The sequence below is a fragment of the Lascolabacillus sp. genome, assembly GCF_028696275.1.
Classification (GTDB): Bacteria; Bacteroidota; Bacteroidia; order Bacteroidales; family Dysgonomonadaceae; genus Proteiniphilum; species Proteiniphilum massiliensis.
On sequence record NZ_JAQVHI010000017.1, the window covers coordinates 15962 to 40372 of the forward strand.

At 37.3% G+C, this 24411-nt stretch carries 26 protein-coding genes and 2 tRNA genes; 19 read left to right on the plus strand and 9 right to left on the minus strand.

Annotation, left to right across the window (positions count from 1 at the left end):
* Positions 1–14 precede the first annotated feature (14 nt).
* The gene (locus PHO43_RS05950) at positions 15–458 is read right to left on the minus strand and encodes a single-stranded DNA-binding protein (RefSeq protein ID WP_045088792.1); all 444 of its coding nucleotides are present in this window, start codon (positions 456–458) and stop codon (positions 15–17) included.
* Between the two features lie 261 nt (positions 459–719).
* On the opposite strand from PHO43_RS05950, the gene PHO43_RS05955 reads away from it, so the two are divergent.
* Complete coding sequence (locus PHO43_RS05955; RefSeq protein WP_045088793.1) at positions 720–1007, plus strand: HU family DNA-binding protein; 288 nt, start codon at positions 720–722, stop codon at positions 1005–1007.
* 287 nt (positions 1008–1294) lie between these two features.
* Positions 1295–2863, plus strand: coding sequence for an Rne/Rng family ribonuclease (locus PHO43_RS05960; RefSeq protein ID WP_045088794.1), 1569 nt, complete (start codon positions 1295–1297; stop codon positions 2861–2863).
* A gap of 69 nt (positions 2864–2932) precedes the next feature.
* Here PHO43_RS05960 and priA read toward each other — a convergent pair whose 3' ends face one another.
* The 5 genes from priA to PHO43_RS05985 form a co-directional block, all read right to left on the minus strand.
* Positions 2933–5179 carry a replication restart helicase PriA gene (gene priA, locus PHO43_RS05965; protein ID WP_288011631.1) on the minus strand — a complete coding sequence of 749 codons (2247 nt, stop codon included), beginning with the start codon at positions 5177–5179 and terminating at the stop codon, positions 2933–2935.
* Positions 5180–5188: 9 nt separating this feature from the next.
* Positions 5189–5830, minus strand: a complete 642-nt coding sequence (locus PHO43_RS05970) for an outer membrane beta-barrel protein (RefSeq protein ID WP_053826886.1) — start codon at positions 5828–5830, stop codon at positions 5189–5191.
* A 193-nt stretch (positions 5831–6023) separates the two neighbouring features.
* Positions 6024–6779 carry a succinate dehydrogenase/fumarate reductase iron-sulfur subunit gene (locus PHO43_RS05975; RefSeq protein WP_045088797.1) on the minus strand — a complete coding sequence of 252 codons (756 nt, stop codon included), beginning with the start codon at positions 6777–6779 and terminating at the stop codon, positions 6024–6026.
* Positions 6780–6820: 41 nt separating this feature from the next.
* Complete coding sequence (locus PHO43_RS05980) at positions 6821–8764, minus strand: fumarate reductase/succinate dehydrogenase flavoprotein subunit (protein WP_045088798.1); 1944 nt, start codon at positions 8762–8764, stop codon at positions 6821–6823.
* Between the two features lie 19 nt (positions 8765–8783).
* Positions 8784–9458 carry a fumarate reductase gene (locus PHO43_RS05985; protein ID WP_053826885.1) on the minus strand — a complete coding sequence of 225 codons (675 nt, stop codon included), beginning with the start codon at positions 9456–9458 and terminating at the stop codon, positions 8784–8786.
* 311 nt (positions 9459–9769) lie between these two features.
* Here PHO43_RS05985 and trpS point away from each other — a divergent pair, with 311 nt between their 5' ends.
* The 3 genes from trpS (at position 9770) to PHO43_RS06000 (ending at position 12620) form a co-directional block, all read left to right on the plus strand.
* Positions 9770–10759 (plus strand): tryptophan--tRNA ligase, encoded by a 990-nt coding sequence (trpS, locus tag PHO43_RS05990; RefSeq protein WP_045088800.1) that lies wholly within the window; start codon positions 9770–9772, stop codon positions 10757–10759.
* 17 nt (positions 10760–10776) lie between these two features.
* Positions 10777–11676, plus strand: a complete 900-nt coding sequence (locus PHO43_RS05995; protein WP_288011633.1) for a DUF2156 domain-containing protein — start codon at positions 10777–10779, stop codon at positions 11674–11676.
* Positions 11677–11741: 65 nt separating this feature from the next.
* Positions 11742–12620, plus strand: coding sequence for a GNAT family N-acetyltransferase (locus PHO43_RS06000; RefSeq protein WP_053826883.1), 879 nt, complete (start codon positions 11742–11744; stop codon positions 12618–12620).
* Here the strand turns inward: PHO43_RS06000 and corA are convergent, their stop codons facing one another.
* Positions 12621–13565: a magnesium/cobalt transporter CorA gene (gene corA, locus PHO43_RS06005; protein WP_045088802.1), complete on the minus strand. Its 945-nt coding sequence runs from the start codon at positions 13563–13565 to the stop codon at positions 12621–12623.
* Positions 13566–13622: 57 nt separating this feature from the next.
* Positions 13623–14402, minus strand: coding sequence for a 16S rRNA (adenine(1518)-N(6)/adenine(1519)-N(6))-dimethyltransferase RsmA (gene rsmA, locus PHO43_RS06010; RefSeq protein ID WP_045088803.1), 780 nt, complete (start codon positions 14400–14402; stop codon positions 13623–13625).
* Positions 14403–14522: 120 nt separating this feature from the next.
* Between rsmA and PHO43_RS06015 the strand changes: the two genes are divergently transcribed.
* The 13 genes from PHO43_RS06015 (at position 14523) to PHO43_RS06075 (ending at position 24036) form a co-directional block, all read left to right on the plus strand.
* A complete protein-coding gene (locus PHO43_RS06015) occupies positions 14523–15545 on the plus strand; it encodes a lysylphosphatidylglycerol synthase transmembrane domain-containing protein (RefSeq protein ID WP_045090733.1) in 1023 nt (340 codons plus the stop codon).
* 11 nt (positions 15546–15556) lie between these two features.
* Positions 15557–17020 (plus strand): aminoacyl-histidine dipeptidase, encoded by a 1464-nt coding sequence (locus tag PHO43_RS06020; protein ID WP_288009630.1) that lies wholly within the window; start codon positions 15557–15559, stop codon positions 17018–17020.
* A gap of 7 nt (positions 17021–17027) precedes the next feature.
* Positions 17028–17525, plus strand: coding sequence for a flavodoxin domain-containing protein (locus PHO43_RS06025; RefSeq protein WP_045088805.1), 498 nt, complete (start codon positions 17028–17030; stop codon positions 17523–17525).
* Complete coding sequence (locus tag PHO43_RS06030; protein ID WP_045088806.1) at positions 17509–17724, plus strand: hypothetical protein; 216 nt, start codon at positions 17509–17511, stop codon at positions 17722–17724. The genes PHO43_RS06025 and PHO43_RS06030 overlap by 17 nt, the downstream gene beginning before the upstream one ends.
* A gap of 1 nt (position 17725) precedes the next feature.
* Positions 17726–19102, plus strand: a complete 1377-nt coding sequence (locus PHO43_RS06035; RefSeq protein ID WP_052673051.1) for a S8 family serine peptidase — start codon at positions 17726–17728, stop codon at positions 19100–19102.
* A 74-nt stretch (positions 19103–19176) separates the two neighbouring features.
* The gene (locus tag PHO43_RS06040) at positions 19177–19632 is read left to right on the plus strand and encodes a DUF4252 domain-containing protein (protein ID WP_053826879.1); all 456 of its coding nucleotides are present in this window, start codon (positions 19177–19179) and stop codon (positions 19630–19632) included.
* Positions 19619–20119 (plus strand): GFO_1088 family ECF-type sigma factor, encoded by a 501-nt coding sequence (locus PHO43_RS06045; protein ID WP_045088808.1) that lies wholly within the window; start codon positions 19619–19621, stop codon positions 20117–20119. Before PHO43_RS06040 ends, PHO43_RS06045 begins: the two co-directional genes overlap by 14 nt.
* On the plus strand, positions 20109–20621 hold the full coding sequence (locus PHO43_RS06050; protein WP_045088809.1) for a PG0215 family putative anti-sigma factor: 513 nt from the start codon (positions 20109–20111) through the stop codon (positions 20619–20621). The genes PHO43_RS06045 and PHO43_RS06050 overlap by 11 nt, the downstream gene beginning before the upstream one ends.
* Before the next feature lie 62 nt (positions 20622–20683).
* Positions 20684–21172, plus strand: coding sequence for a DUF4252 domain-containing protein (locus PHO43_RS06055; RefSeq protein WP_045088810.1), 489 nt, complete (start codon positions 20684–20686; stop codon positions 21170–21172).
* 61 nt (positions 21173–21233) lie between these two features.
* Complete coding sequence (gene xseA, locus PHO43_RS06060; RefSeq protein WP_045088811.1) at positions 21234–22499, plus strand: exodeoxyribonuclease VII large subunit; 1266 nt, start codon at positions 21234–21236, stop codon at positions 22497–22499.
* Positions 22500–22516: 17 nt separating this feature from the next.
* Entirely contained in the window at positions 22517–22720 is a 204-nt protein-coding gene (gene xseB, locus PHO43_RS06065) for an exodeoxyribonuclease VII small subunit (RefSeq protein WP_045088812.1), read from the plus strand.
* 22 nt (positions 22721–22742) lie between these two features.
* On the plus strand, positions 22743–23435 hold the full coding sequence (locus PHO43_RS06070) for a 2-C-methyl-D-erythritol 4-phosphate cytidylyltransferase (protein WP_045088813.1): 693 nt from the start codon (positions 22743–22745) through the stop codon (positions 23433–23435).
* Between the two features lie 127 nt (positions 23436–23562).
* Positions 23563–24036, plus strand: coding sequence for an Lrp/AsnC family transcriptional regulator (locus PHO43_RS06075; protein WP_045088814.1), 474 nt, complete (start codon positions 23563–23565; stop codon positions 24034–24036).
* Positions 24037–24112: 76 nt separating this feature from the next.
* Here PHO43_RS06075 and PHO43_RS06080 read toward each other — a convergent pair.
* A tRNA-Pro gene (locus tag PHO43_RS06080) sits at positions 24113–24186 on the minus strand.
* A 73-nt stretch (positions 24187–24259) separates the two neighbouring features.
* On the opposite strand from PHO43_RS06080, the gene PHO43_RS06085 reads away from it, so the two are divergent.
* Positions 24260–24332 (plus strand) — tRNA-Gly (locus tag PHO43_RS06085).
* Positions 24333–24411 lie beyond the last annotated feature (79 nt).

Here is a 24411-nt window from a genome sequence, read left to right on the forward strand (position 1 = left end):
ATTACGATGTTTTTTTAAAACGGCAAATCATCCATATCAGAATTATTATCTACTTCATTTGATGTGTTTTCTGATACAGGGAGATCGTGTCTGCCCGTTATATTTTCATTCTCAACTCCACCTGATCTTTTACTAAGTAACTCCAGGTTATCGGCAATAATCTCTGTTATATATCGTTTAACACCGCTCTGATCATCATATGATCGAGTTTTTATCTTTCCTTCAATATAAACTAATGTACCTTTTTTTACAAATCTCTCTGCAATCTGAGCTAATCCTCTCCAGCATACAACGTTGTGCCATTCTGTTCTCTCAGGAACCTGAGTGCCGTTGGATGTGGTGTAACCTCTCTCAGTTGTTGCTACTGAAAAATTTGCTTTTGCAACGTCATTGTCGAAATACTTCATTTCCGGGTCTTTGCCTACATTTCCTACTAATATTACTTTATTCACCGACATAACTAATAATTTATTTGGTTTGAAATAGAGCTGTTAAGCTTTAAAGCAAAAATAAACATTATTTTATAATTACGCAATTATAAAACCTATTGTACATAATAATCTATAATCTTAATTCTGAGGCATTTTCAATTAATTCAAAAAGAGAAAATTTCTAGAGATTTATTTTTAGGGTTGAGAAAAAAGCTATATATTTGCAGTCCAAAAATTTACTAATTAGAGAGTTGCTGTAATTATTAATTATAAAAATATATAAATAAAATGACTAAAGCAGATATTGTAAACGAAATTGCGAAGAGGACTGGTGTAGACAAAACATCGGTGTTATCAACAGTTGAATCTTTCATGGATGTGGTAAAAGATTCATTGGCTAACGATGAAAATGTATATTTAAGAGGATTCGGAAGCTTCATCGTTAAAAAAAGAGCTCAAAAAACTGCGCGTAATATTTCAAAGAATACAACTATCATCATACCAGCACATAATATACCCGCATTCAAGCCATCAAAAACGTTTGTTGCTCAGGTAAAGGAAGTTAAAGTAGATTAATTAAATAATAGGAGATTTAAAACATGCCAAGTGGAAAAAAAAGGAAAAGGCATAAAATGTCTGTCCATAAAAGGAAAAAGAGACTAAGAAAGAACAGGCACAAAAAGAAAAAATAAGCCTGTAGTTAATTTCAGCCATATACAGGAACAAACTTATAAAAAAACCATTAGGGAAATAAGTTTGTTCTTTGTGTATAAAACTACAAGGGATGATTCAGGAGTGAACTCCCTTTCTGTTGTGATGACAGAAACCCAACATTATTTTAATCATTATTAAAAAAAACAATTGTGACAAGCGAACTTGTTGTAGATGTTCAATCAAAGGAGATAACCATTGCTGTTCTTGAAGATAAGAAGTTAGTTGAACTTCAGCAAGAAGATCAGAATGAGTCTTTCTCGGTTGGAAATATCTATATGGGCAAAGTTAAAAAACTTATGCCCGCCCTTAACGCAGCATTTGTGAACGTGGGACACAAAAAGGACGCTTTTCTTCACTATTTGGATTTAGGGGTTGAATTCAACTCGATTCTGCAGTTTCAGAAACTGGTTGAAGACAAGAAAAAGATTCCGCAGCTCCAGAAGATGAAGCTGCAGCCCGATATCGATAAAGATGGGTTAATCTCTGATGTACTCAAAGTAGGTCAGGAAATTTTAGTGCAAATTGCAAAAGAGCCAATATCTACAAAGGGTCCAAGATTAACAGCAGAAATCTCATTCGCGGGAAGATTTATGGTTTTAATTCCGTTTATCAACCGTGTATCGGTATCACAGAAAATTAAGTCAAGAGAGGAACGAGCACGTCTACGTCAGCTTATTCAGAGTATAAAACCCAAAAATTACGGGGTTATTATCAGGACAAATGCTGAAGGTAAGAGAGTAGCCGACCTCGATGCAGAACTTAAGATTCTGGTTAAAAGATGGGAAGATTGTATTGGAAAAATACAGAAAGCTAAAGCGCCATCTCTGATTTATGAAGAGACAGGACGCACAGTAGCACTGTTACGCGATATTTTCAATCCCTCTTTCGAACAGATACACGTCAATGATAGTGACGTGTCTAAACAAATTGCCGAATATGTAAATCTCATTGCACCTGACAGAAAAAATATAGTAAAAGAATATAAAGGTGCTCTGCCAATTTTAGACAATTTCGGCGTTACAAAACAGGTAAAGTCGCTCTTTGGAAAAACTGTTACATTTAAGAATGGTGCTTATCTCATTATCGAGCACACAGAGGCGTTACACGTAATTGACGTAAATAGTGGTAACCGCAACAAATCAAAACTAGGGCAGGAAGAAAGCGCATACGAAGTAAATGTTGCAGCTGCAGAAGAAATTGCCCGTCAGCTTAGATTACGCGATATGGGAGGCATTATTGTTATCGACTTCATCGATATGAATAAAGGTGAGCATCGGAACATGTTATTGTCCAAGATGCAGGAGCTGATGTCGACTGATAGAGCGAAACATAACATTTTGCCATTGAGCAAGTTCGGTATCATGCAGATAACTAGACAGCGTGTACGACCCGAAATGGAAATTGCCACAAGCGAAGTTTGCCCCACTTGCTTTGGTAAAGGTAAGATAAAGTCATCTTTCTTATTCACAGATACTCTGGAAGGTAAGATTGATTATTTAGTAAATAATCTGAAAGTGAAGAAATTCAGTCTGCACATACATCCTTATGTTGCAGCGTATGTTCAGCAAGGTTTCTTTTCGTTGAAAGGTAAATGGAAGAAGAAGTATAATGCAAACTTGAAAATAATCCCTAATCAGAAACTGGGATTTCTGCAATACGAATTCTACGATAGAGACGGAAATGAAATTGATCTGAAGGAAGAGATTGAAATGAAATAGTTTCCGTAATAACGGGACTAATAATAGTAAAAAAACCGATACTCCATCCGGAATATCGGTTTTTTGCATTTATACTCTATCTACATCGTATTGAATTGTAATATACTTGAACTCCCTCTTGGAGTGAAATTTTGACTCTGCAGATTTTATAGCTTCACGTGTTTTTTTCAGTGAAAAATTGTTATCGAGTTTTATTAGTATTTCTCTAAAATGGTAGCTTTGTATATAACTAACTATAGGTTTACCGGGTCCCTGTATCATTTCACCAAAAGTGATTCTGAGTAATTCAGCAAGATATCCGGCAGCAGCTTCAACTTTGTGCTCTATTTTATCTTTAATAATAATTGAAATAAGTCTGGAGAACGGTGGATAGTTAAACATTTTTCTTTCTGCCATTTGAGAGTTAAAAAAACCTTCATAATCGTAGTTTAATATATAATCATATACCGGTTGAAGCGGATCTGCACTCTGAATTATAACTTTACCCTGTTTGTTTTTACGTCCCGCACGTCCGGCAGCCTGCATCATAAGTTGAAAACCGCGTTCGTGTGATCTGAAATCGGGGAAGTTGAGAAGTGAATCTGCAGATATTACGCCAACAACCCCTACATTTTCAAAGTCAAGACCTTTTGAAAGCATCTGAGTGCCAATCAGAATCTGAACTCTTTTGCTTTGGAAATCATCTATGATTTTTTCATAAGCATCTTTGCCCCGAGTTGTGTCAAGGTCCATTCTTCCAACAAAATAATCAGGGAATAGACTTTCAACCTCTTCTTCCAGCTGTTCCGTGCCCTGCCCCAACTTCTTAAGATTTTCAGAATTACAAGATGGGCATTTTGCCGGCAATGTATATGTGGCATTACAATAGTGACAAATCAAACGGTCACGTTTTTTATGATAGGTGAGCGAAACATCGCATCTCTTGCATTTTGGGGTCCAGGCACACTGTTCACATTCAACTAGTGATGCAAAACCCCGACGATTTCGAAAAAGTATAACCTGTTCTCCATTTTCGAGACTCTGATTCATTTGATCTATAAGTAGAGGAGCCAAAACAGATTTCATCTTTTTCCTTTTTCTCAATTCAAAGGTGTTTACTATTTGAATCTCAGGCATCATAATGTTTCTGTAACGTTCCTGCAGCGTTACTAGTCCATATTTACCCGTTTTTGTATTATAAAATGATTCCAGTGAAGGTGTAGCAGAACCAAGAATGGTTTTTGCATTACAAAGATGTGCCAGCATTATGGCTGTATCACGGGCATGATATCGCGGTGATGGATCCTGTTGTTTAAAGCTTATTTCATGTTCTTCATCAATGATGACTAATCCCAGTTTATTAAAAGGCAGAAAAATAGATGAACGGACACCTAAAATGATTTCGAAAGGATCTTCAGACATCATTTTACTCCATATCTCTGCTCTTTCATTGTCATTTATTCTGGAATGATATATGCCTATTTTACTGCCAAAGACAGCTTGTAAACGTTGTGTCAACTGGGTTGTGAGTGCTATCTCGGGAACCAGATAAAGAGTCTGTTTACCCATTGAAAGCGCATCTTGTATTAAATGCATATATATTTCTGTTTTCCCGCTTGATGTAACTCCATGCAGAAGACAGGTTTGCTTGAACTCCAAACAGTTCTTTATCTCTTTATATGCTCTTTGTTGAACTTCATTAAGAGGGAATAGATTACGCGTTGGTTTTAAATCTGTATTTAATCTGCTTGTCTCGATAGTAACTGATTGCAACACACCTTTGTCAATCAAGCCTTTTAAGGCAGAGGTTGAATTACATTCTAGTTCAGAGACCTCTTTTCTACTGATATACTCTGACTTTCTTTCGATGAGTATATTCTCTATTTGTGAGTATAGGGATTGTTGTTTTTGTGCTTTCCCGATTATTTCCCTGATGATATTGGGATTCATATCAGGATTTATCTTTATAACTGTCTCTGTCCTAGGTGTGAATCTTGATTTAAGATTTTCTGATTTCATAGAGGAGGGGACAGCCGCATTAAACACATCACCTAAAGGGGACAAATAATAAAAAGAGATCCATTCCCATAAGTTGAGTTGCTGCTCGTTCACTAAAGGTTGCGAATTTAGTAAGGAATGAATCTCTTTAATATCTATATCTTTAAGTTCTTTAGATATAGTATCTTCTATTTTGTAAATTATAGCTGTGTAATATCTTTTGTTGCCAAAAGGAACAATTACTCTAGATCCTCTGGCAATTTTGTTCCTCATTTCAGCTGGTACAGCATAGGTATATAGATCGGAAAGAGGTAACGGTAATATTACATCAGCAAACATTTACTGAAATCAAAAATATATGGTTCCTGTAATTGTCCAGGACTCGTTTTTACCATTTAGAGGATCATGCCAGTTTGGAACATCTACAGAGTAATTATCTGTCAGCTTAACGCTGTAATTCAAACCAACCTGCAGAAAGCTGAGCAATTCCAGACCAATTCCGAGGTTAGCACCTGCCTGAAATTCTTTTGCTTTCACATCGTCAGCTAAACCCTGAATGTCAATTTTGTCTCCATCAATTAAATATCCAGCCCATGGTCCGGCAGTTGCAAATAGTCTTAGTGGTAGTAAACCCAGACCCATTTTCAGCTTAGCATTGACAGGAAGGTTAAGATATCTGTTTGATACATCTCTGTCGCCTCCCTCACCTGTAAGATTGGAGATTGTCATTCTGTTGTCATTATAAAGTAATGCGGCATCAATACCAAAGTTTGCAACACCTAGAGGTAGAAACATAGCTTCGATTGATGGACCTATACTGTATGATGTCATATTCTCAACATTAAAAGTCTCATCGAGAGTTTTAAATTCCGGATTATTAAGTCCCACACTTGCTCTAACACCAAAATTCACTTGTGCAAAAATTGGGCTGCTTAGCAGCAATATAAATATTACCACTATACTGGTTTTGATAATTCCTTTTGTCTTCATATTAGTATGTTTTGGTTGTCACTAATGTTAATTAATACCCGATTTGCTTCACAAAGTTATACCTGTGACTTAAATTAAACAAAGAAGATTGGAAATTGGTTGTTAAAGAAATGTAAATAGTAGTATATGAAAAAAAAGCGTCTCATCACCATATTAGAGTGAGAGACGCTTTTATTCCCTTTAGGATATTATACTAATCTTTGAATTTTGCTTTAAGAAATTCTCTGTTCAATCTGGCAATATTTGAAATAGAGATATTTTTAGGACATTCTACTTCACATGCACCTGTATTTGTACAGTTACCAAAACCAAGTTCATCCATTTTAGCAACCATAGATTTTGCACGTCTTGCAGCTTCTACCTTACCTTGTGGTAACAGTGCCAGCTGGCTTACTTTCGCAGATACAAATAGCATTGCTGAGCCATTCTTACAAGCAGCAACACAGGCTCCACAGCCAATACAAGCAGCAGCATCCATTGCCATTTCTGCCTGATCATGAGGGATTAGTATAGCATTTGCATCAGGAGTTCCACCAGTATTAACCGAAGTATATCCACCTGCTTGTATTATCTTGTCAAAAGCAGTTCTGTCAACTATAAGGTCCTTTATTACAGGAAATGCAGTAGATCTCCATGGTTCAACAGTAATAGTATCACCATCATTGAATTTACGCATATGAAGCTGACATGTTGTAATATCTTCATCCGGACCGTGTGGATGTCCATTTATATAGAGACTACACATTCCGCAAATTCCCTCGCGGCAGTCATGATCAAATACTACCGGTTCTTTACCTTCATTAATTAGTTTTTCATTCAATATATCAAGCATTTCAAGAAATGAACTGCCTTGAGATATATTTTCCAATGGGTAGACTTCAAAATGTCCTTTGTCTTTTGGTCCGTTCTGACGCCAAACTTTTACTTTTATATTGATATCTTTATCCATGATTATTCAATTTTTAAATGTTCTCCTGTTTTATCAACAGATTATGATTTATAGTTTCTCTGTTGGCGAACAACAAATTCGTAATCGAGTGATTCCTTATACATAACAGGCTCATTATCCTCACCCTTATACTCCCAGCAAGAAACATATGCGAATTCATCATCGTGTCTTAAAGCTTCACCTTCTTCAGTCTGGTGTTCAGTACGGAAGTGACCTCCGCAAGACTCTTCTCTATTGAGTGCATCGCGAGCCATCAGTTCTCCCATCTCAATGAAGTCAGCAAGTCTGAGCGCTTTCTCCAGTTCAATATTAAGTGTAGATTTTTCACCCGGGATTCGAACATTAGTCCAGAAATCCTTCTTGATCTCCTTAAGCTCCTCAATAGCCTTTTTAAGTCCAGCCTCATTTCTGGCCATACCAACGTATTCCCACATAATATGACCAAGTTTTTTATGGATACTATCAACAGAGTGCTTTCCTTTAATATTCATCAGGCGCTCAATTCTTTGATTGATCTCATTCTCGGTCTTTTCAAACTCAGGTGAATCAGTTTTGATGTGAGGAACTGATATCTGGTCTGATAAGTAATTCTGGATTGTGTATGGAAGTACAAAATAACCATCAGCAAGTCCCTGCATAAGAGCAGATGCGCCAAGTCTATTAGCCCCGTGGTCAGAGAAGTTAGCTTCGCCAATGGCAAATAGCCCAGGAATAGAAGACATCAGTTCGTAATCTACCCAAATACCTCCCATTGTATAGTGGATTGCAGGATAAATCATCATAGGAGTTACATATGGATCATCATCAACAATCTTTTCATACATCTGGAAAAGATTACCGTATCTAGCTTCAACTACATCCCTACCAAGTCTTTCAATTGCATCAGCAAAATCAAGATATACAGCAAGACCTGTTGTACCCACACCATAACCGGCGTCACAGCGTTCTTTGGCAGCTCTTGAAGCTACGTCACGTGGAACAAGGTTACCAAATGCCGGATAACGACGCTCCAGGTAGTAATCGCGATCTTCCTCTTTGATATCTGTTGGTTTAAGTTTTCCTTGTCTTATTGCTTCAGCATCTTCTTTCTTTTTAGGTACCCAAATACGTCCATCATTTCTGAGTGACTCTGACATAAGTGTCAATTTGGATTGAAACTCACCATGTACAGGAATACATGTTGGGTGAATCTGAGTCATACATGGATTAGCCATATATGCACCTTTTTTGTAGCACTGCCATGCAGCAGAGCCATTTGATGCCATTGCATTTGTTGAAAGGAAGAATGTGTTTCCATAACCTCCTGTAGCAATAACAACAGCGTGAGCACCGAAGCGCTCAAGTTTACCTGTAACAAGGTTTCTAGCAATTATACCACGTGCACGACCATCTATAACTACAAGATCAACCATTTCGTAGCGAGTATACAGTTTCACCTGTTTTTTATTAACAGCACGGCTCAAAGCAGAGTAGGCTCCAAGAAGCAACTGTTGTCCGGTCTGTCCTCGCGCATAGAATGTTCTGGATACTTGTGAACCTCCAAATGAGCGGTTAGCAAGTAAGCCTCCGTACTCTCTTGCAAATGGAACACCCTGTGCAACACACTGGTCGATAATTTCATTAGATACCTCAGCAAGACGATAAACGTTAGCTTCACGAGCACGGTAGTCACCACCTTTTATAGTATCATAGAACAGACGGTAAACTGAGTCTCCGTCGTTTGGATAATTCTTAGCTGCATTTATACCACCCTGAGCTGCAATTGAGTGAGCTCTTCTTGGTGAATCCTGTATACAGAAGTTTAGAACGTTATAACCTTGTTCTCCAAGTGTAGCCGCAGCCGATGCACCAGCAAGACCTGTACCAACAACAATTATATCCAGTTTTCTTTTATTGGCAGGGTTTACCAGCTTCTGGTTGTTTTTATAATTTGTCCATTTCTCGGCAAGTGGTCCTTTAGGTATTTTAGAGTCTATATTATTCATAATGTTTGATTTTCTTAAGTTAAGCTAATAAGTTGGAATATCCCAGGTACATAAGCACTGCTACAGCAATAAATCCAACACAGATAAATGTTGACAGTACATTTCCAATTATTTTAATACGTTTCATCCAGATGTCGTTATTCCATCCTACAGTATGCAGTGCACTCCAGAAACCGTGTGTCAGGTGAAACCATAGAGCAATAAAAGAAACTACATATAAGATTACAACCCAGATGTTTGAAAATATCTCTTCTACAAGCTGAGCACCGTCATGACGTACTCCATCCAGGCCAAATAGTTCTTTTACCTGCATCTGATACCACATCTGGTACAAGTGCAATACCAGAAAAAAAGTAATTACAAGACCTAAAACAAACATGTTTTTTGAAGACCATGTTGTTGTGGTTTTGCTAGATGATTCATATCTGATGTTTCCACGAGCTTTCCTGTTTTGTAGTGTCAGGAATGTAGCGTAGATAATATGAACGCCGAAACCAAAGAAAATAAAAACTGTTCCAACTATTGCCCACCAGTTTGCTCCCAGCACATCGTTTGCAAGGAAATTGTATGTTTCAAAGTTGAAAATTAGTACCAGGTTCATACAAACATGGAACAATAGAAACAGAATCAGGAATAATCCGGATAAGCTTTGTACAAACTTCCGCCCGATAGATGATTTGATTAACCAACTCATAAAGTTCTAATTTAATGATTAATTTTAATATAATTTTTTATTGAATTTTCAAACAACTGTATATCCAATAGTTACAAATTTCCTATATAATTATTTTGTATAATTTAGGTCCAAAGATGTTTCCTCCAACTTTATGGTGCAAAAATAGTACTTTTAACCGTCAAAAAAGAATGATTTAAAGAAATATTTCTTTAATAGGTTCTTTTAACGTCTCATTTCTCAAAGATATATTTTACATGTCATTACACAAAACTCTTTTTATAAATAATTTATTACCTTTGCGACTTTAACAGAAAAGAAATTGATTTTTTATGGATATTGTTTTAAGTGGTATACGCTCAACAGGTAAATTACATCTGGGAAATTATTATGGTGCACTGCTCAATTTTACAAAGATGCAGGATACAAGCAAATGCTATTTTTTTATTGCAGACATTCATTCACTTACAACTCATCCAGATCCCAAACAATTACATCAAAATGTTAAAAATGTACTAGTAGATTATCTTGCTGCAGGAATTGACCCTGAGAAGTCAGTTATATATGTACAGAGCGACTTACATGAAACGGCGGAGCTTTATCTATATTTGAATATGCATGCATATATGGGAGAATTGGCAAAAACTGCATCATTTAAGGAGAAAGCACGTAAGCAGCCTGAAAATGTAAACGCAGGACTCCTTACCTATCCAACACTAATGGCAGCTGACATTCTCATTCATAATGCTGATAAAGTACCAGTTGGAAAAGACCAGGAACAGCATCTTGAAATGACCCGAAAGTTTGCAAGACGCTTCAATAACTTTTATGGAGTAGAATATTTTAAAGAGCCTGTAGCATATAACTTCGGTAAAGAACTTGTAAAAATACCAGGATTGGATGGTAGCGGAAAGATGGGCAAATCCGAAGGAAATGCAATATATCTTAGCGATACACCAAAAGAGATAGAGAAAAAGGTGAAGAAAGCACTAACTGATTCCGGACCAACAATTCCAAATTCAGTAAAACCAGATTATATAGAGAATCTGTTCACAATCTTAAGAGTTGTTTCTACCGAAGAGGTGGTAAATCATTATGAAGATCAATGGAACAGGTGCGAAATTAGATATGGCGACCTTAAAAAGCAGTTAGCTGAAGATATAATAAAGGTAACAACACCTATTAGAGAAAGAATACTCGAGATACATAATGATGATAATTACCTACGCAAGGTAACTAGTGAAGGAGCAGAAAAGGCTAGGGAGAGAGCGTCAAAAACTATTGCTGATGTAAGAGAGATAGTGGGATTCAAGAAGTTTTAACTGAACTAACCGAATATATGCTAGAATTCAGGTCATTCGAATTAGAAGACAAAGATTTAATCAATTCATACCTTAAAAATCAGAATTATAGAGTTTCAGACCTTTGTTTTGTAAATCTATATGCTTGGGGAAAGAAGTTCAATACACAATTTGCTGTGTGTGACGACTGGCTTTTTATAAGATTTAAAGATAACTATGGCCGAAATTCATACCTCAAACCTATTGGTGAGGGTGATATTAAAAAAGGAATAGAGTTAATCATTGAGGACCACAAGCAGTTTGATACAGTATTTCAGATCAGGGGTGTAACCAAAGATATGATAGCGGAAATTGAGGAAGCTATGCCCGGAGTATTTGATTATAAGCTGAATATGAGTGTTTCGGATTATATATATACATCTGAAAAACTTATCAATCTAAAAGGCAAAAAGCTTCAGAGCAAGAGAAATCATATAAACAGATTCAAACGCGAAAATAGCTGGAAATATAAAACACTTACAGGTAATCCTCAACTGGTGAAAGAGTGTAAAAGTATGCTTGATAAATGGATGGAGATCAATTCTGATGAAAAAGACCCATCACTGGCATATGATGATTTTGCTACAAAAATAATGCTTGAGAATTTTGAGTACCTGGGTCTTAAAGGGGGACTTATATGCGTAGATAATGAAATTGCTGCATTTTCAATAGGTGAAGTACTTACAGAAGATACAGTGGTAGTGCATGTTGAAAAAGCGTTTACATCCATTCATGGTGCATATACAATTATGAACCAGCAGTTTGTTTTAAATGAAGCCGCTGAGTACAAGTATATAAACAGGGAAGAAGATATGGGAGTTGAAAATCTTCGTAAAGCAAAACTCTCATATCAGCCTGATATCCTGCTGGAAAAATATAATGCAAGATTCAAAGAATAATCAGTATACAAATATTTTATTTTAGTGTACTATATACAGATCTTGATATTTAAAACACTATTGTGATGATTCAATTTGCTGAAGATTCAACAAAACAGGAGGTCTGGGACATGTGGAAAAAGGTCTTTGGTGATTCTGACGACTACATGGAGATATACTTCAGACACAAATACCGCAATGAAAACACTTTAATCTACTTTGATAATGGTAAAGCAGTCTCTTCACTTCAGATGCTCAATTACCAGTTTACTTTTTGCGGTCAAGAGATACCAGTTTGCTATCTTTCAGGAGTTGCCACGCTAGCCAATTACAGAGGAAAAGGATACTCTCGTAAATTAATACTCAAAAGTTTTGAAGTAGCTGCAGAAAGGAATATTCCACTTGCTATTCTAGTCCCTCAGGAGGATTGGCTGCTTAGTTTCTACAATAAATTTGGATTTGCTCAAACATTTGATACTGGAAATGAAGATATAATTTCTCTTAAGGATTTAATTGATAAAAATCAAGGAGATCTTTATGAGGCTTACAAAGAGTATGATGCAATATTCAGGGCTAATGATATGACAGTTCAGAAATCGTTTTCTGATTTTGAAGCTATCGCAGAAGAAGCAAAATTGTTTGATTATCCACCCAAAAGAAATTTAAGAGGAATGGCTCGCATTATAGATGCAGAGCAACTGATCAAAATATTTGCTTGCAAATACAGCGATAAATCTTTTACAGTAAAGGTAAGAGATGAAATTGTGAGAGAAAACAGCAGTCAGTTTCAGGTTTCAATGGGTCAGCTCCAAAAGAATCCCGCCCGAATAATCCAGCCTGTTTTTGAAGTAGATATCAGAGAACTGGTTCAAATGCTTTTAGGATATCACACATCAGAAAAGAGCTGCTCAATTAGCTCATTTTTTCCGGAAAAATCAGCAGTAATGAATATGATGCTTGAGTAGCTACAACCACTTTTTCTTCCTGAAAATATATAGAATAATAAGTGATGAGAGTACCATTAAAATCAGGGCTACCGGATATCCCCACTTTTTATCCAGTTCCGGCATAAAATCAAAGTTCATTCCATAAATACTTGCAATAAGCGTTGGTGGCATGAAAATAACCGATACAATGGTAAATATCTTAATTATCTTATTCTGCTCAATATTAACATAACCCAGGAACGCATCCTGCAGATAATCAAGTCGGTCGAAACTAAATTTAATATGCTCAATTAGCGAGTTGATGTCCTTTATTATTATCGTAAGCTTTGGCTGCAGCTCCGTAGCAATAAACTCACTTCTTAACATACTTGAAATAACCCTTTGCTTATCAATTATATTTTCACGCAGCAACATGGTTTTTTCCTGAAGGTTCTTGATTTCAGAAAGTAGTTCCTCATCAGCATCTCTTAGTGAAATAGAGTTACTAAGCTGTGTAACCTTCTGAGTCATGTTTTCTATCATATCGGCATCAAAATCAACCCTCGTTTCAAGCAATGCTACAAGTACATGAGCCCCGGTAGGATAGTTCTTAGGGTTTGCGGAGATTTTCTTAACAGTTTCGTGAAAAGATATAAGTTCTTCACTGCGAACAGTTACAAGAATATTATTTTTTAATATAAATGAAACAGGGTCGGTTTCAAAGTTAGATAAAAGGAAATTGGAGTTAACCACAAGTGTATCAGTGGTTTCTATATATCGTGACGACATCTCGATTTCAATCATTTCCTCCTCTTCCTGAATATATATCTTAAGAAAATCTTCCAGTTCGTTTTCAACCTCTTCATCTACGTCCATGAGGTCTATCCATAGAAAATTCTGTATAGGATTTGATTTCAGGAATTCCAGGCTACGGCTTAATCTCACGATGCCGTCTTTATGATAGAATAATTTTATATCCGCCATGATCTGTTATTTTAAATCGTGTTCTCAAAAATGAACTTATCTCTCTGCCCGTCAGGCTTAATTCACCAAAGGTTCCAAAAGATTGGTAAGCTGTTCAAACTGCTCTATTGACAACTGTTCTGGCCTTTTAGTCAATATTGGATCTTCAGGTAGTGAACTATCTTCTTTTAAAAGTGATTTGATAGAGTTTCTAAGCATTTTTCTGCGTTGATTAAAACTGGTCTTAACAACAGTTTTAAATAACTTCTCATCACAGTTTAGCTTTACTCTATTGTTGCGAGTTAGTCTCACAACCGCCGATTTAACTTTGGGAGGAGGGATGAACGCCTGTTCGTTCACCGTGAAAAGGTATTCGATATCATACCATACCTGAAGTAATACACTTAGTATACCATAGGTCTTTTTTCCTGGTGAGGCAACCATGCGTTCTGCAACCTCCTTTTGAATCATACCGGACATGGATGGAATGTTTTCCCTATATTCCAGTACTTTAAAAAAGATTTGCGATGATATATTATAAGGGTAATTGCCAATGATACAAAAATCTCCTTTATAGAGCTTCTTAAGATCCAATTTCAGAAAATCCTCCTGTAAAATTCTGTCTTTAAGTTCAGGAAAATGTTCTTTCAGATATGCAATGGATTCGTAATCAATCTCTACAACAGTAAGGTCTTTGTTTTTTTGAATCAGGTACTGAGTAAGCATGCCTGTGCCAGGTCCAACCTCCATTACCGGAAGAGTGGGGTAGCCATCAAGTGTGGATGCTATTCGTTTAGCAATCTCATGATCTTTGAGGAAATGCTGGCCGAAGTTTTTTTTTGCTTTTACCTGAAACATTGATTTATGCCGATTATTACTTATATTTGCCGCCGCAAAGGTAATATATATTACTTAAAACCGGGCAAACCTATTCTAAAAAAACAAGATACAACAATATTACAATATCTCAAACGTAATATGAAGTCAGAATCCGCTAAAAATATTCTAAAGACTTTGCTATCACTGGTTCTCGGGTTACTAATTATCTGGGCAATGTATCGGAACTCTGATCTTGGCGAATTGTGGGATATAATTGAAACTGCCAATTTCGGAATAATTGGGGTATCTTTAATTTTTGGACTGATTGGTAATATACTCAGAGGCTTAAGGTGGGAGCTGTTTGTAAATTCACTCGGCTATCACCCTCCCAGAGCAAGTTTAATAAATGCAACTCTGGGGAATTATGCTGTAAACTTTTTGTTGCCACGTGCGGGAGATTTCTGGAGATGTGGTGTAGTCAGCAAGTATGACAAAATTCCATTTGCAAAAACTCTCGAGACTTTCCTAATAGATAAAATCGTTGATGTAATAGCAGGACTCTCAATAATATTTATAAGTATTATACTCTACATCGACTTCTTTATTTCATATTTAAACAATAATCCACAGTTTGGAGATAATATAGTCAATCTACTCTCTTCAGAGTGGCTTTATATCATTTTAGGACTATTTGTGATTCTTATTCTCTTGTACCTGGTATTTCTCAGGAAAAATCCATTGATGATTAAAGTCAGGAGTTTCTTATTGACTGTAAAACACGACCTAAAGCTTATTTCTTCGATGAAGGAGAAGAGGAGGATAATAATTTATACAATCCTTCTCTGGTTATGTTTTTATTTGTATTTTTACATCTGTTTCTTTTCATTTGATTTCACAAAGGAACTGGGACCGCTTGCAGGGTTGATTGTTTTTGCAATGACTAATATAGGAATTTCGGTTCCCGTTCAAGGTGGTATAGGTCCATGGCATTTCATGGTATCATCCTCTTTGGTTATATTGGGAGTTGCGGAAAATCAGTCACTTGCATTCGCAGCCGCCGTTTTTACAATACAATCAGTTTGGCAAATTTTATATGGTCTCTATGGTGTCTTTGCCATGCCTTTTGTTAAACGGGAACACACCTCCGGAAAAGTTCCGGATACTGAAACAAAAATAATTTAAACAAAATAATTATGTCAGCAACAGAGATTTTAAGTTTGAACCCCAAGAGAGTATGGAAACATTTTTATGAACTGACTCAAATTCCCCGACCCACTGGTCATATGGAAAAGGTCACACAGTTTATCAAAGATTTTGGGGAAGAACTCGGTCTGGAAGTTGAACAGGATAAGGTAGGCAATGTGTTAATCAGGAAGCCTGCTACAAAAGGGTTTGAAAGTACCAAAACGGTTATTTTACAATCACACCTCGATATGGTACCCCAGAAAAATTCTGATGTAACACATGATTTCCTTAATGATCCCATACAAGCTTATGTTGATGGAGATCAGGTAAAGGCTAAATCTACTACACTTGGTGCTGACAATGGTATAGGCTGCGCAATGATGATGGCAGTGCTTGAAGATAAAATGTTGAATCATCCTGCAATTGAGGCACTTTTTACTATTGATGAAGAGGTTGGAATGGATGGTGCAAACGGTCTAGAGAAGGGATTCCTTAAGGGTACTGTTATGCTTAATCTTGATACCGAAGCCGATAATGAGTTATGTATAGGTTGTGCCGGGGGAAGAGATGTCAACATTACATTTAATTTTCAGCCGGATACCGAGATTGATAAAGATGATATTGCATACAAGATAAGTCTCAGAGGGCTTAAGGGCGGACATTCAGGGGTACAGATACACCTTGGTCATGCAAATGCAAATAAACTTATGAACCGTTTTCTGAAAGAGGTTGTAAGAGACTATGAAGCCCGCCTGGCTAGTATAAATGGAGGGTCCCTAAGAAATGCAATTCCAAGAGAATCATTTGTGGTACTCACAATCCCGAGTCATCTTGAAGATGACCTTATCGACCTGGTTGATGAGTTTCAGACACAATTCAGAGAAGATTTTGCAGGAATTGAGACAGGTATCTCTTTCAAGGCAGAAAAAACTGATATGCCGGAGTTCTTACTCCCTGTTGAAATCCAGGATGATCTGATAAATGCAGTTGAAGCTTGTCCTAATGGAGTTATCAGCAACCTTGCAGACTTCCCAGGTGTTGTTGAAAGTTCACTTAATCTTGCTTTAGTTCAATCAGCTTCAGACAAAATTGAGGTGAAGCTATTGGTCAGAAGTTCCTCTGAAAGTCGAAAAGAATGGATATGTTCATCACTTGAAAGCCTTTTCCAATTAGCAGGTGCAAAAGTGGAATTTTCAGGAGATTATCCCGGATGGCAGCCAAATGCAAGTTCTGAGCTGCTTAGTCTGATGGAAAAAATTTATATTGAGGAGTATGAAGAAAAGCCTGAAGTTATAGTGATACATGCCGGTCTTGAGTGTGGTATTATTCAATCCAATGTAGAGCATGATCTTGATATTGTCTCATTTGGTCCCACTATCACCGGGGCACATTCTCCTGATGAGTCAGTTGATATAAAGTCAGTAAATAAATCATACGAATATCTAGTAGAGATTTTAGAGAACCTGAAATAAAATTATAATGAACAATACACTTATCGTTTTTGCTTCTGAGCACGGTACAGTGGAAAAATGTGCGCGTGAGCTCTTTAGGTTAATAGATGGCAAAGTTGATATTTGTGATCTCAGCCAGCGCCAAATTATTCCTGATCTCACCGGATATGATTCAATAATCATAGGAGGATCAATACATTACGGAGAGATACAGAAAGCTATATCAGACTTTTGTAAAACAAATTTAGATCTGTTGAATAAAAAACGTATTGGCTTGTTTATCAACTGTATTTATACCGGAGATAAAGCCATGCTGCAGCTGAATAATGCTTTCCCAAAGGAGTTAAATGATAAAGCAGTTGTGCGTGATTATTTTGGAGGAGAGATCAATGATCTTAAGTTAAATTATTTCGAAAGGTTCATAACAAAACAGATTATCAAAAAAGAAAATCTAGTTGTAAGCTTGTCCAGAGAGAAAATAGTACAATTTGCCAAAGTAATTTCAAATCATGAAACAAAAGAGTAAAAGATATATTCTCCTTCCCTCTTTACTTGTAATATATACTTTAGTGATGGCTGTGATAGCTTATCCAAGATATCAGGAGTCGGGCAAATGGATGGAGTATATTATTGTCCTTAGCGGCAGCCTTCTGATTGCATTATTGCTATACTTTATCCTAAAAAAGAAGCAAAAGTTGAGAGACAAATTTTCAGGTAAAATCTAATATGAAGTATTTCTTTTCCATTTTATTTCTTTTAACATCATTTCTGTCATACAGCTATAATGAAACCCAGCCTGTTCATTACAGATTCCGTGTCTATTTAACCGATAAGGGAGATGCAGTCTACACAACCGACAATCCCTCGCAATTTCTGACAGAAAAGGCAATTGAAAGAAAAAGAGTTCAGAAAGTAGAAATCGATGAAACTGATTTCCCTATTTCTGATGATTATATTACACTTGTTGAGATGGCAGGAGGTAAAGTTGTTAGTCACAGTAAATGGTTCAATACACTTGTAGTTGAGGTCTCTGACAGTCTCAAGATTGAAAACATCAGATCATTAAGCATAGTTGATTCCGTAAAATATGTTTGGAAAGGGACCAATAATGTATACCGCAAGTCGCTCCGACCACGCCTAAGCCGCAATTTACCCCAAGCAGAGTCAATCGATACAGTATATGGCTATACCTATTCACAATTCATGGTACATAATGCCGATAACCTCCATTCTGCGGGTTACAGAGGCAAAGGCATTGAAATAGGTGTTATAGATGCAGGGTTCACTAACTTTGATGTAATTCCTGAATTTGAGACAGTCGACCTGCTCGGCTACTCCAATTTTGTACCCGAAGGTGATATGTTTGCCACAAGCGATCATGGAACAAAAGTGCTTTCTGCTATGGCAGTAAACCAGCCCGGGCTTATGATGGGATCTGCCCCCGAAGCCTCATACTGGCTGCTTCGTTCAGAAGATGTTACATCAGAATTCCCTGTAGAGGAAGATTACTGGATAAGGGCTATTGAGTTTGCCGATAGCATAGGACTAGATATTATCAACACATCGTTGGGCTACTATGAGTTTGATGATTTAATTCTCAATTACACACATGATGATTTGACGGGAGAGGTCTCATTAATGTCGCGTGCAGCAGATCTGGCATATGAGAAAGGGATGATTATAGTTGTCAGTGCAGGAAATGAAGGTAATAAACCCTGGCAGAAGTCTACACCTCCCGGTGATGCAAAGAATGTTATTGCAGTAGGTGCGATTGGCACAGACAGCATCATAGCCCCTTTCAGCTCATATGGAGAACTGGCCGATGGGCGCATAAAACCTGACCTTGTCTCCATAGGCAGAGGCACAATCACCATAAATCAATTTGGGGAGGTAGTAAGAACAAACGGAACCTCACTCTCATCACCATTTCTTGCAGGTTTGATAGCATCGCTATGGTCTATAAACCCCCAACTCCACCGTACCGAATTAATCGATATAATATTAAGATCATCTGATAGATACATGTCACCAGATCCCGTTTACGGACAAGGGATAACCGATTTTAGCAAAGCCATGAACGAAGTGCTGAAAACAATAAAATAATTTTTTTGTCACAAAGTTTATGCATCATCGTCTACTAATTAAAGTACGATTAATAACACTTTAATTTTTATTGTATGAACAAAAGACTTCTAATTATTTTCACCTGCAGTTTATTAGCACTGTCACTTTACTCACAAACTTCGGTTGAGCAGCTCTATCGAACTTTTTCTAAGGAGTCCAATGTTGAGAAGGTCAATCTTAACGAATTAGCAATGTTCATGATGAGACCATTTTCAAACAACGACACTGAGAGTAAAATCACAAGTATCAGTGTTCTTTCTTTAGAAGATTGCTCACCTGAAGTAAAAGAGCGATTCAACAAAACTGCCCTTAATTTTAATGATAAGGATTACGAGCTATTTGTCAGCTCCAACGAAGAGAATGAAAAAGTAAGGATCTTCCTTAAGTTTCAGAAAGATTTTATTCGCGAAATGGTAATCTTGTCGATGGGAGATGAGCCTGCCATGGTACAGCTGAAAGGTAAAATATCGCCATCTGAGATTGATAAAATGAAAAATGGACGGAAATGAGTTTAAAAGCCGGTTTTTACCCTATACAAATCTGATTTACAAGATCTCTTTTGCAATCACAAAAGATAGAGAAGATGCAGAAGATGTAGTTCAGGAGGTATATGAAAAACTGTGGAAGAGTCGCCAATCACTATCAGAAGTAGAAAACGATGAATCTTTTATAGTAATCATGGCAAGAAATATGGCATTAGACAGATACAGGTATAAAGCGAAACGACAAACCTCACCTCTTAACAATATTGTAGAAGTAAATCATGAGGTCACTCACGACATCATAGAACATAAAGAGGCGCTTTCTAATGTTGAGAAGTTGTTAAGTACACTACCTCAGACACAGCAATTGGCAATCAGGCTCCGTCACTTCAGCGACATGTCTATTTTACAGATTGCCGATACAATGGAGATAACGCAAGAGAATGTACGTCAACTTCTATCCAGGGCACGCAGAACCATCAAAGATAAAATGGAGAAGATATATGAAAACTGAAGATATAGAAAAATTATTATTCCGCTTCTATCAAGGTGAAACAGATGAGGAAGAGGAAAAGTTCCTCGCTCAATACCTGTCTCAGATAGATTCTGATGAAAGATATAAAGCCGATCGCGATGTTTTTCATTCACTCTCAGAAGATGAACCTGAAGTACCTTCAGAACTTGAGTTTAAGATATCAACTCTTATTGATTCATGGGAAGAGAGCGAAAAGAAACAGACAAAACGCTTTACAAAGTTAAGATTCAGTAAGCAGATCATAGGTATTGCCGCTTCACTTTTACTGGTAATCAGTATAGGGTTTTGGTATCAGCATTACAATTCTGCAAATTCAGAAATAGTAAACACATACAATGATCCGGAGGCGTCGCATGAAGTCGTAATAGAAGCTTTGCGACTGTTTTCGGAGAATTTCTCTAAAGGCACACAAGCATTAGAGAAAGCAGACAGTCGGGTAGATAACACCTTTAAGATACTGGAAAAGGTAATAAATGAATAGATAAACTTTTCGGTAAAAGTTATCCCAATATTCAAATAGCAAACATTAAAAAGATTACAACAATGAAAAAAATAATATTCACTTTAGCACTAATTTTTGCAGTAACAGTAGTTTCAGCACAAGATAATCCATTCGAGAAATTCACTGATATGGATGGAGTAACATCAGTATTTATCTCAAAAAACATGATGGCGCTCTTCCCGAAAGATTCAAATCAGTTTGGTGGAGTAAGTATTAACAGCTTTGTAGATAAGTTAAGCTCTATCCTCATTCTTACCACAGAAAACAAGAAAGTAGGGCAGGAGATGCTTTCTTTGGCAAACAGCAGAATCAAGACCAATAACTATGAGCTTCTGATGCGTGTCAAATCTGATGATGGCGAGAATGTGAACTTCTACATGAAAGGTAAGCCTGAAAATATACAGGAGCTTATTATGATAGTTGACGGAGATGATGATGAGAGCGTAATTATGCAGTTCTTAGGCAACTTCAAGCTGGAGGATGTGCAAAATATGACTAAAGAGTTCAAGAAACAAAACAACATGCAATAACCCCCATCCATTATTATATTCTGTTTAATTGTATTATTTTTGTTTACAATTAGACATGCATATGCCGGAAAATTTTCTCACACTAACAGAACTCAACTTAAGGGTACGGGATGCCATCAGAGAGTATCTTCCCGATACATACTGGGTACGTGCCGAAACAAGCGATGTGCGTCGCAACCGCAACGGTCACTGCTACCTTGAGTTCCTGGAAAAGGATTCTGTTGATCACTCAATCGTTGCAAAAGCAAGAGGAGTAATCTGGTCCAATGTATACGAGATGCTTTCGGCATATTTTCTTAGAGAAACAGGACAGGAGTTCACTTCAGGTTTAAATGTGCTTGTAGCCGTTTCAGTCACATTCCACGAACTATATGGATACTCTCTCACTGTAGTGGATATCGATCCATCCTTCACCTTGGGAGAGATTGCGCGTAACAGGCAGCAGGTAATAAAGAGGCTCGAAGATGATGGTGTACTCACACTAAACAAGGAGCTGGTCTTGCCTGAAATTGCAAACAGGATAGCGGTAATCTCCTCACCCACTGCAGCAGGTTACGAGGATTTCCGTGATCAGCTTGATAATAATGCCAATGGCTTCATCTTTTATACTAAGCTATTTCCAGCAATTATGCAGGGCGACCGCAGCGAATCTTCAATAATAGCTGCCCTTGAGAAAATATTTCTCCACAAAGAGTTTTTCGATGCAGTGGCAATAATACGCGGAGGAGGAGCTTCAGCCGATCTCAACTGTTTCGACTCCTACCTGCTTGCCAATAATGCCGCTCAGTTTCCACTCCCCATTATAAGTGGAATCGGTCACGAAAGAGATGTCACCGTTCTCGATGTTGTTTCTCATACGAGGGCTAAAACACCTACCGCTGTTGCAGAGTATTTCATCGCACATTTAACAAAAACCGCTTCTGAATTAATATCCCTGCAAGAGAGAACAATAAATATCAGTGAGAAGGTTATTTTAAGAGAGCGAGCAGATCTTCTTTCACTCTCAAAAGAGGTGATACATGGCTCCACTCTCAGAATACAAAAAGAGAGCAACTTTATCGAGAAATCATCAACAACCATAAAGCATCGTATCAGCCATTTAGTTCAAAATCAGATTCACTTCCTCGAGAGGAACCAACAGTATATCAATATGGTGTCACCCTTTAATATACTTAAACGGGGCTATACACTATTACTCAAAAATGGAAAGATCATTACTTCGGTAAACGAGATAGAGGTGGGAGATGATATTCAAACGCTGTTCAGAGATGGAACAGTAACCTCAAAAGTTACTAATAAAGAGGCATCCGGAGATGCAGTTAAATAAAATCAGATCAAAAGGATATGGAACAAGAGATGGAGAAATTGACCTATACATCAGCAAAAAAAGAGCTGGAAGCAATTGTAGCTTCTATTGAATCCGGTGAGCTTGATGTAGATGCACTTACAGACAAAGTAAAGCGAGCATCTGAGCTAATCACCTTTTGTAAGGATAAATTAACCAAGACAGATAAAGAGCTCCAGAAGCTGCTAGAAGAGCTGGATTAACACATTAAGTATAAATTATAAGATGATTCCTGAAAGAAAATACAGTGCAATTATTGTAGCCGGGGGCAAAGGTTATAGGGTAGGAGGAGAATTGCCCAAACAGTTTATATCTATTGGAGGTAAACCAATGCTTATGCACACCATTCAGGCATTTTATGATTATGACTACAGAGTCAGAATAATAGTTGTTCTCCCCGAAGGTTATAAGCCCCTATGGCAACAACTATGCGATGAATACAGGTTTGCCATTAACCACACAATAGTTTATGGAGGAGAAACAAGGTTTCATTCAGTGAAAAATGGTCTAAGCCTGATCTCCGACGAAGAAACAGTCTGCATACACGATGCAGCCCGCCCATTTGTAACCTCAGGTCTGATTGGTCGCTGCTTTGATATTGCTTTTAATGATAACTGCGGAGTAATCCCGGTAATTGATGAGGTTAACAGCGTACGCAGGCTAACTGAAAAAGGGAGTGAGATTGCCAATCGCGAAGAGCTTAAAATAGTTCAAACCCCTCAGGCATTTCCTGCAGAACAACTCAAGGCAGCATACAACACACATTATTTGCCGGTATTTACCGACGATGCCTCCGTTGCTGAAATTAGCGGAATAAAAATCATTCTGACCGAAGGCGAAGAGTCCAACATAAAAGTTACCACCGCTTTTGATATTGAATTAGCAGAATTCTACCTTAAATATTTATCAAAACGATAAGATTACCGCTAATTCTTTGGATTTTCATTGAAAATGTACATTAAAATATAAAATAGGCTTCCATTTTGTCATAATATCATAGATATTTATTACTTTTGTACTAATTATTCAAAGTAGAGAATTCCCCATGGAAAAAATTGACAAATTAGACAGACAAATTCTGGAGATCATCACTCAAAATGCACGTATCCCATTCAGAGATGTAGCTGAACAGTGTGGAGTTTCGCGTGCTGCAATCCATCAGCGAGTACAAAGAATGATCGAAAACGATGTTATTACCGGATCAGGCTATCATGTAAATCCGAAGGTGCTTGGCTATGCTTCCAGTGCCTATATAGGTGTGAAGCTTGAGAAAGGATCAATGTATAAAAACGTTATCCCCGAGTTCGATAAGATCCCCGAGGTAACTGAATGTCATTTTACTACCGGTCCATATACCCTGCTTATAAAACTATTTGCCCGCGACAACGAGCACCTGATGGACCTGCTAAACAACCGCATACAGGAAATTCCCGGTGTAGTGGCAACAGAAACAATGATATCACTTAGCCAGAGTGTCAAGCGTGAGATACCTATCATGAATGACAACAACAAACAGTAAAACAGGAAAGTATAAAACAGAATTCATAAAAAAACAGACGAAAGTGATTAGCTCTCGTCTGTTTTTTTATATGCTGTCGGGATGAGAAGACTCGAACTTCCGACCTCCACGTCCCGAACGTGGCGCGCTAGCCAACTGTGCTACATCCCGTTTTTTTTGTGATGCAAAGGTAATATTTTTTTTACTTTTCTACGAAAAATATTTACATTTGCCAACACATTTTGCGGCAATAGCTCAGTCGGTAGAGTATTAGCTTCCCAAGCTGAGGGTCGCGAGTTCGAGTCTCGTTTGCCGCTCGTTCATCATCAAGCACTTATCGGTTTATTCCGGTAGGTGCTTTTTTCTTATAACAAACAAATAACAAACATGCGCCCA

Bases quoted from the DNA above. Each gene is read 5' to 3' on its own strand.
- PHO43_RS05950 (WP_045088792.1), bottom strand. From the start codon at position 458: ATGTCGGTGAATAAAGTAATATTAGTAGGAAATGTAGGCAAAGACCCG.
- PHO43_RS05955 (WP_045088793.1), top strand. From the start codon at position 720: ATGACTAAAGCAGATATTGTAAACGAAATTGCGAAGAGGACTGGTGTA.
- priA (WP_288011631.1), bottom strand. From the start codon at position 5,179: ATGTTTGCTGATGTAATATTACCGTTACCTCTTTCCGATCTATATACC.
- PHO43_RS05970 (WP_053826886.1), bottom strand. From the start codon at position 5,830: ATGAAGACAAAAGGAATTATCAAAACCAGTATAGTGGTAATATTTATA.
- PHO43_RS05975 (WP_045088797.1), bottom strand. From the start codon at position 6,779: ATGGATAAAGATATCAATATAAAAGTAAAAGTTTGGCGTCAGAACGGA.
- PHO43_RS05980 (WP_045088798.1), bottom strand. From the start codon at position 8,764: ATGAATAATATAGACTCTAAAATACCTAAAGGACCACTTGCCGAGAAA.
- PHO43_RS05985 (WP_053826885.1), bottom strand. From the start codon at position 9,458: ATGAGTTGGTTAATCAAATCATCTATCGGGCGGAAGTTTGTACAAAGC.
- trpS (WP_045088800.1), top strand. From the start codon at position 9,770: ATGGATATTGTTTTAAGTGGTATACGCTCAACAGGTAAATTACATCTG.
- PHO43_RS05995 (WP_288011633.1), top strand. From the start codon at position 10,777: ATGCTAGAATTCAGGTCATTCGAATTAGAAGACAAAGATTTAATCAAT.
- PHO43_RS06000 (WP_053826883.1), top strand. From the start codon at position 11,742: ATGATTCAATTTGCTGAAGATTCAACAAAACAGGAGGTCTGGGACATG.
- corA (WP_045088802.1), bottom strand. From the start codon at position 13,565: ATGGCGGATATAAAATTATTCTATCATAAAGACGGCATCGTGAGATTA.
- rsmA (WP_045088803.1), bottom strand. From the start codon at position 14,402: ATGTTTCAGGTAAAAGCAAAAAAAAACTTCGGCCAGCATTTCCTCAAA.
- PHO43_RS06015 (WP_045090733.1), top strand. From the start codon at position 14,523: ATGAAGTCAGAATCCGCTAAAAATATTCTAAAGACTTTGCTATCACTG.
- PHO43_RS06020 (WP_288009630.1), top strand. From the start codon at position 15,557: ATGTCAGCAACAGAGATTTTAAGTTTGAACCCCAAGAGAGTATGGAAA.
- PHO43_RS06025 (WP_045088805.1), top strand. From the start codon at position 17,028: ATGAACAATACACTTATCGTTTTTGCTTCTGAGCACGGTACAGTGGAA.
- PHO43_RS06030 (WP_045088806.1), top strand. From the start codon at position 17,509: ATGAAACAAAAGAGTAAAAGATATATTCTCCTTCCCTCTTTACTTGTA.
- PHO43_RS06035 (WP_052673051.1), top strand. From the start codon at position 17,726: ATGAAGTATTTCTTTTCCATTTTATTTCTTTTAACATCATTTCTGTCA.
- PHO43_RS06040 (WP_053826879.1), top strand. From the start codon at position 19,177: ATGAACAAAAGACTTCTAATTATTTTCACCTGCAGTTTATTAGCACTG.
- PHO43_RS06045 (WP_045088808.1), top strand. From the start codon at position 19,619: ATGGACGGAAATGAGTTTAAAAGCCGGTTTTTACCCTATACAAATCTG.
- PHO43_RS06050 (WP_045088809.1), top strand. From the start codon at position 20,109: ATGAAAACTGAAGATATAGAAAAATTATTATTCCGCTTCTATCAAGGT.
- PHO43_RS06055 (WP_045088810.1), top strand. From the start codon at position 20,684: ATGAAAAAAATAATATTCACTTTAGCACTAATTTTTGCAGTAACAGTA.
- xseA (WP_045088811.1), top strand. From the start codon at position 21,234: ATGCCGGAAAATTTTCTCACACTAACAGAACTCAACTTAAGGGTACGG.
- xseB (WP_045088812.1), top strand. From the start codon at position 22,517: ATGGAACAAGAGATGGAGAAATTGACCTATACATCAGCAAAAAAAGAG.
- PHO43_RS06070 (WP_045088813.1), top strand. From the start codon at position 22,743: ATGATTCCTGAAAGAAAATACAGTGCAATTATTGTAGCCGGGGGCAAA.
- PHO43_RS06075 (WP_045088814.1), top strand. From the start codon at position 23,563: ATGGAAAAAATTGACAAATTAGACAGACAAATTCTGGAGATCATCACT.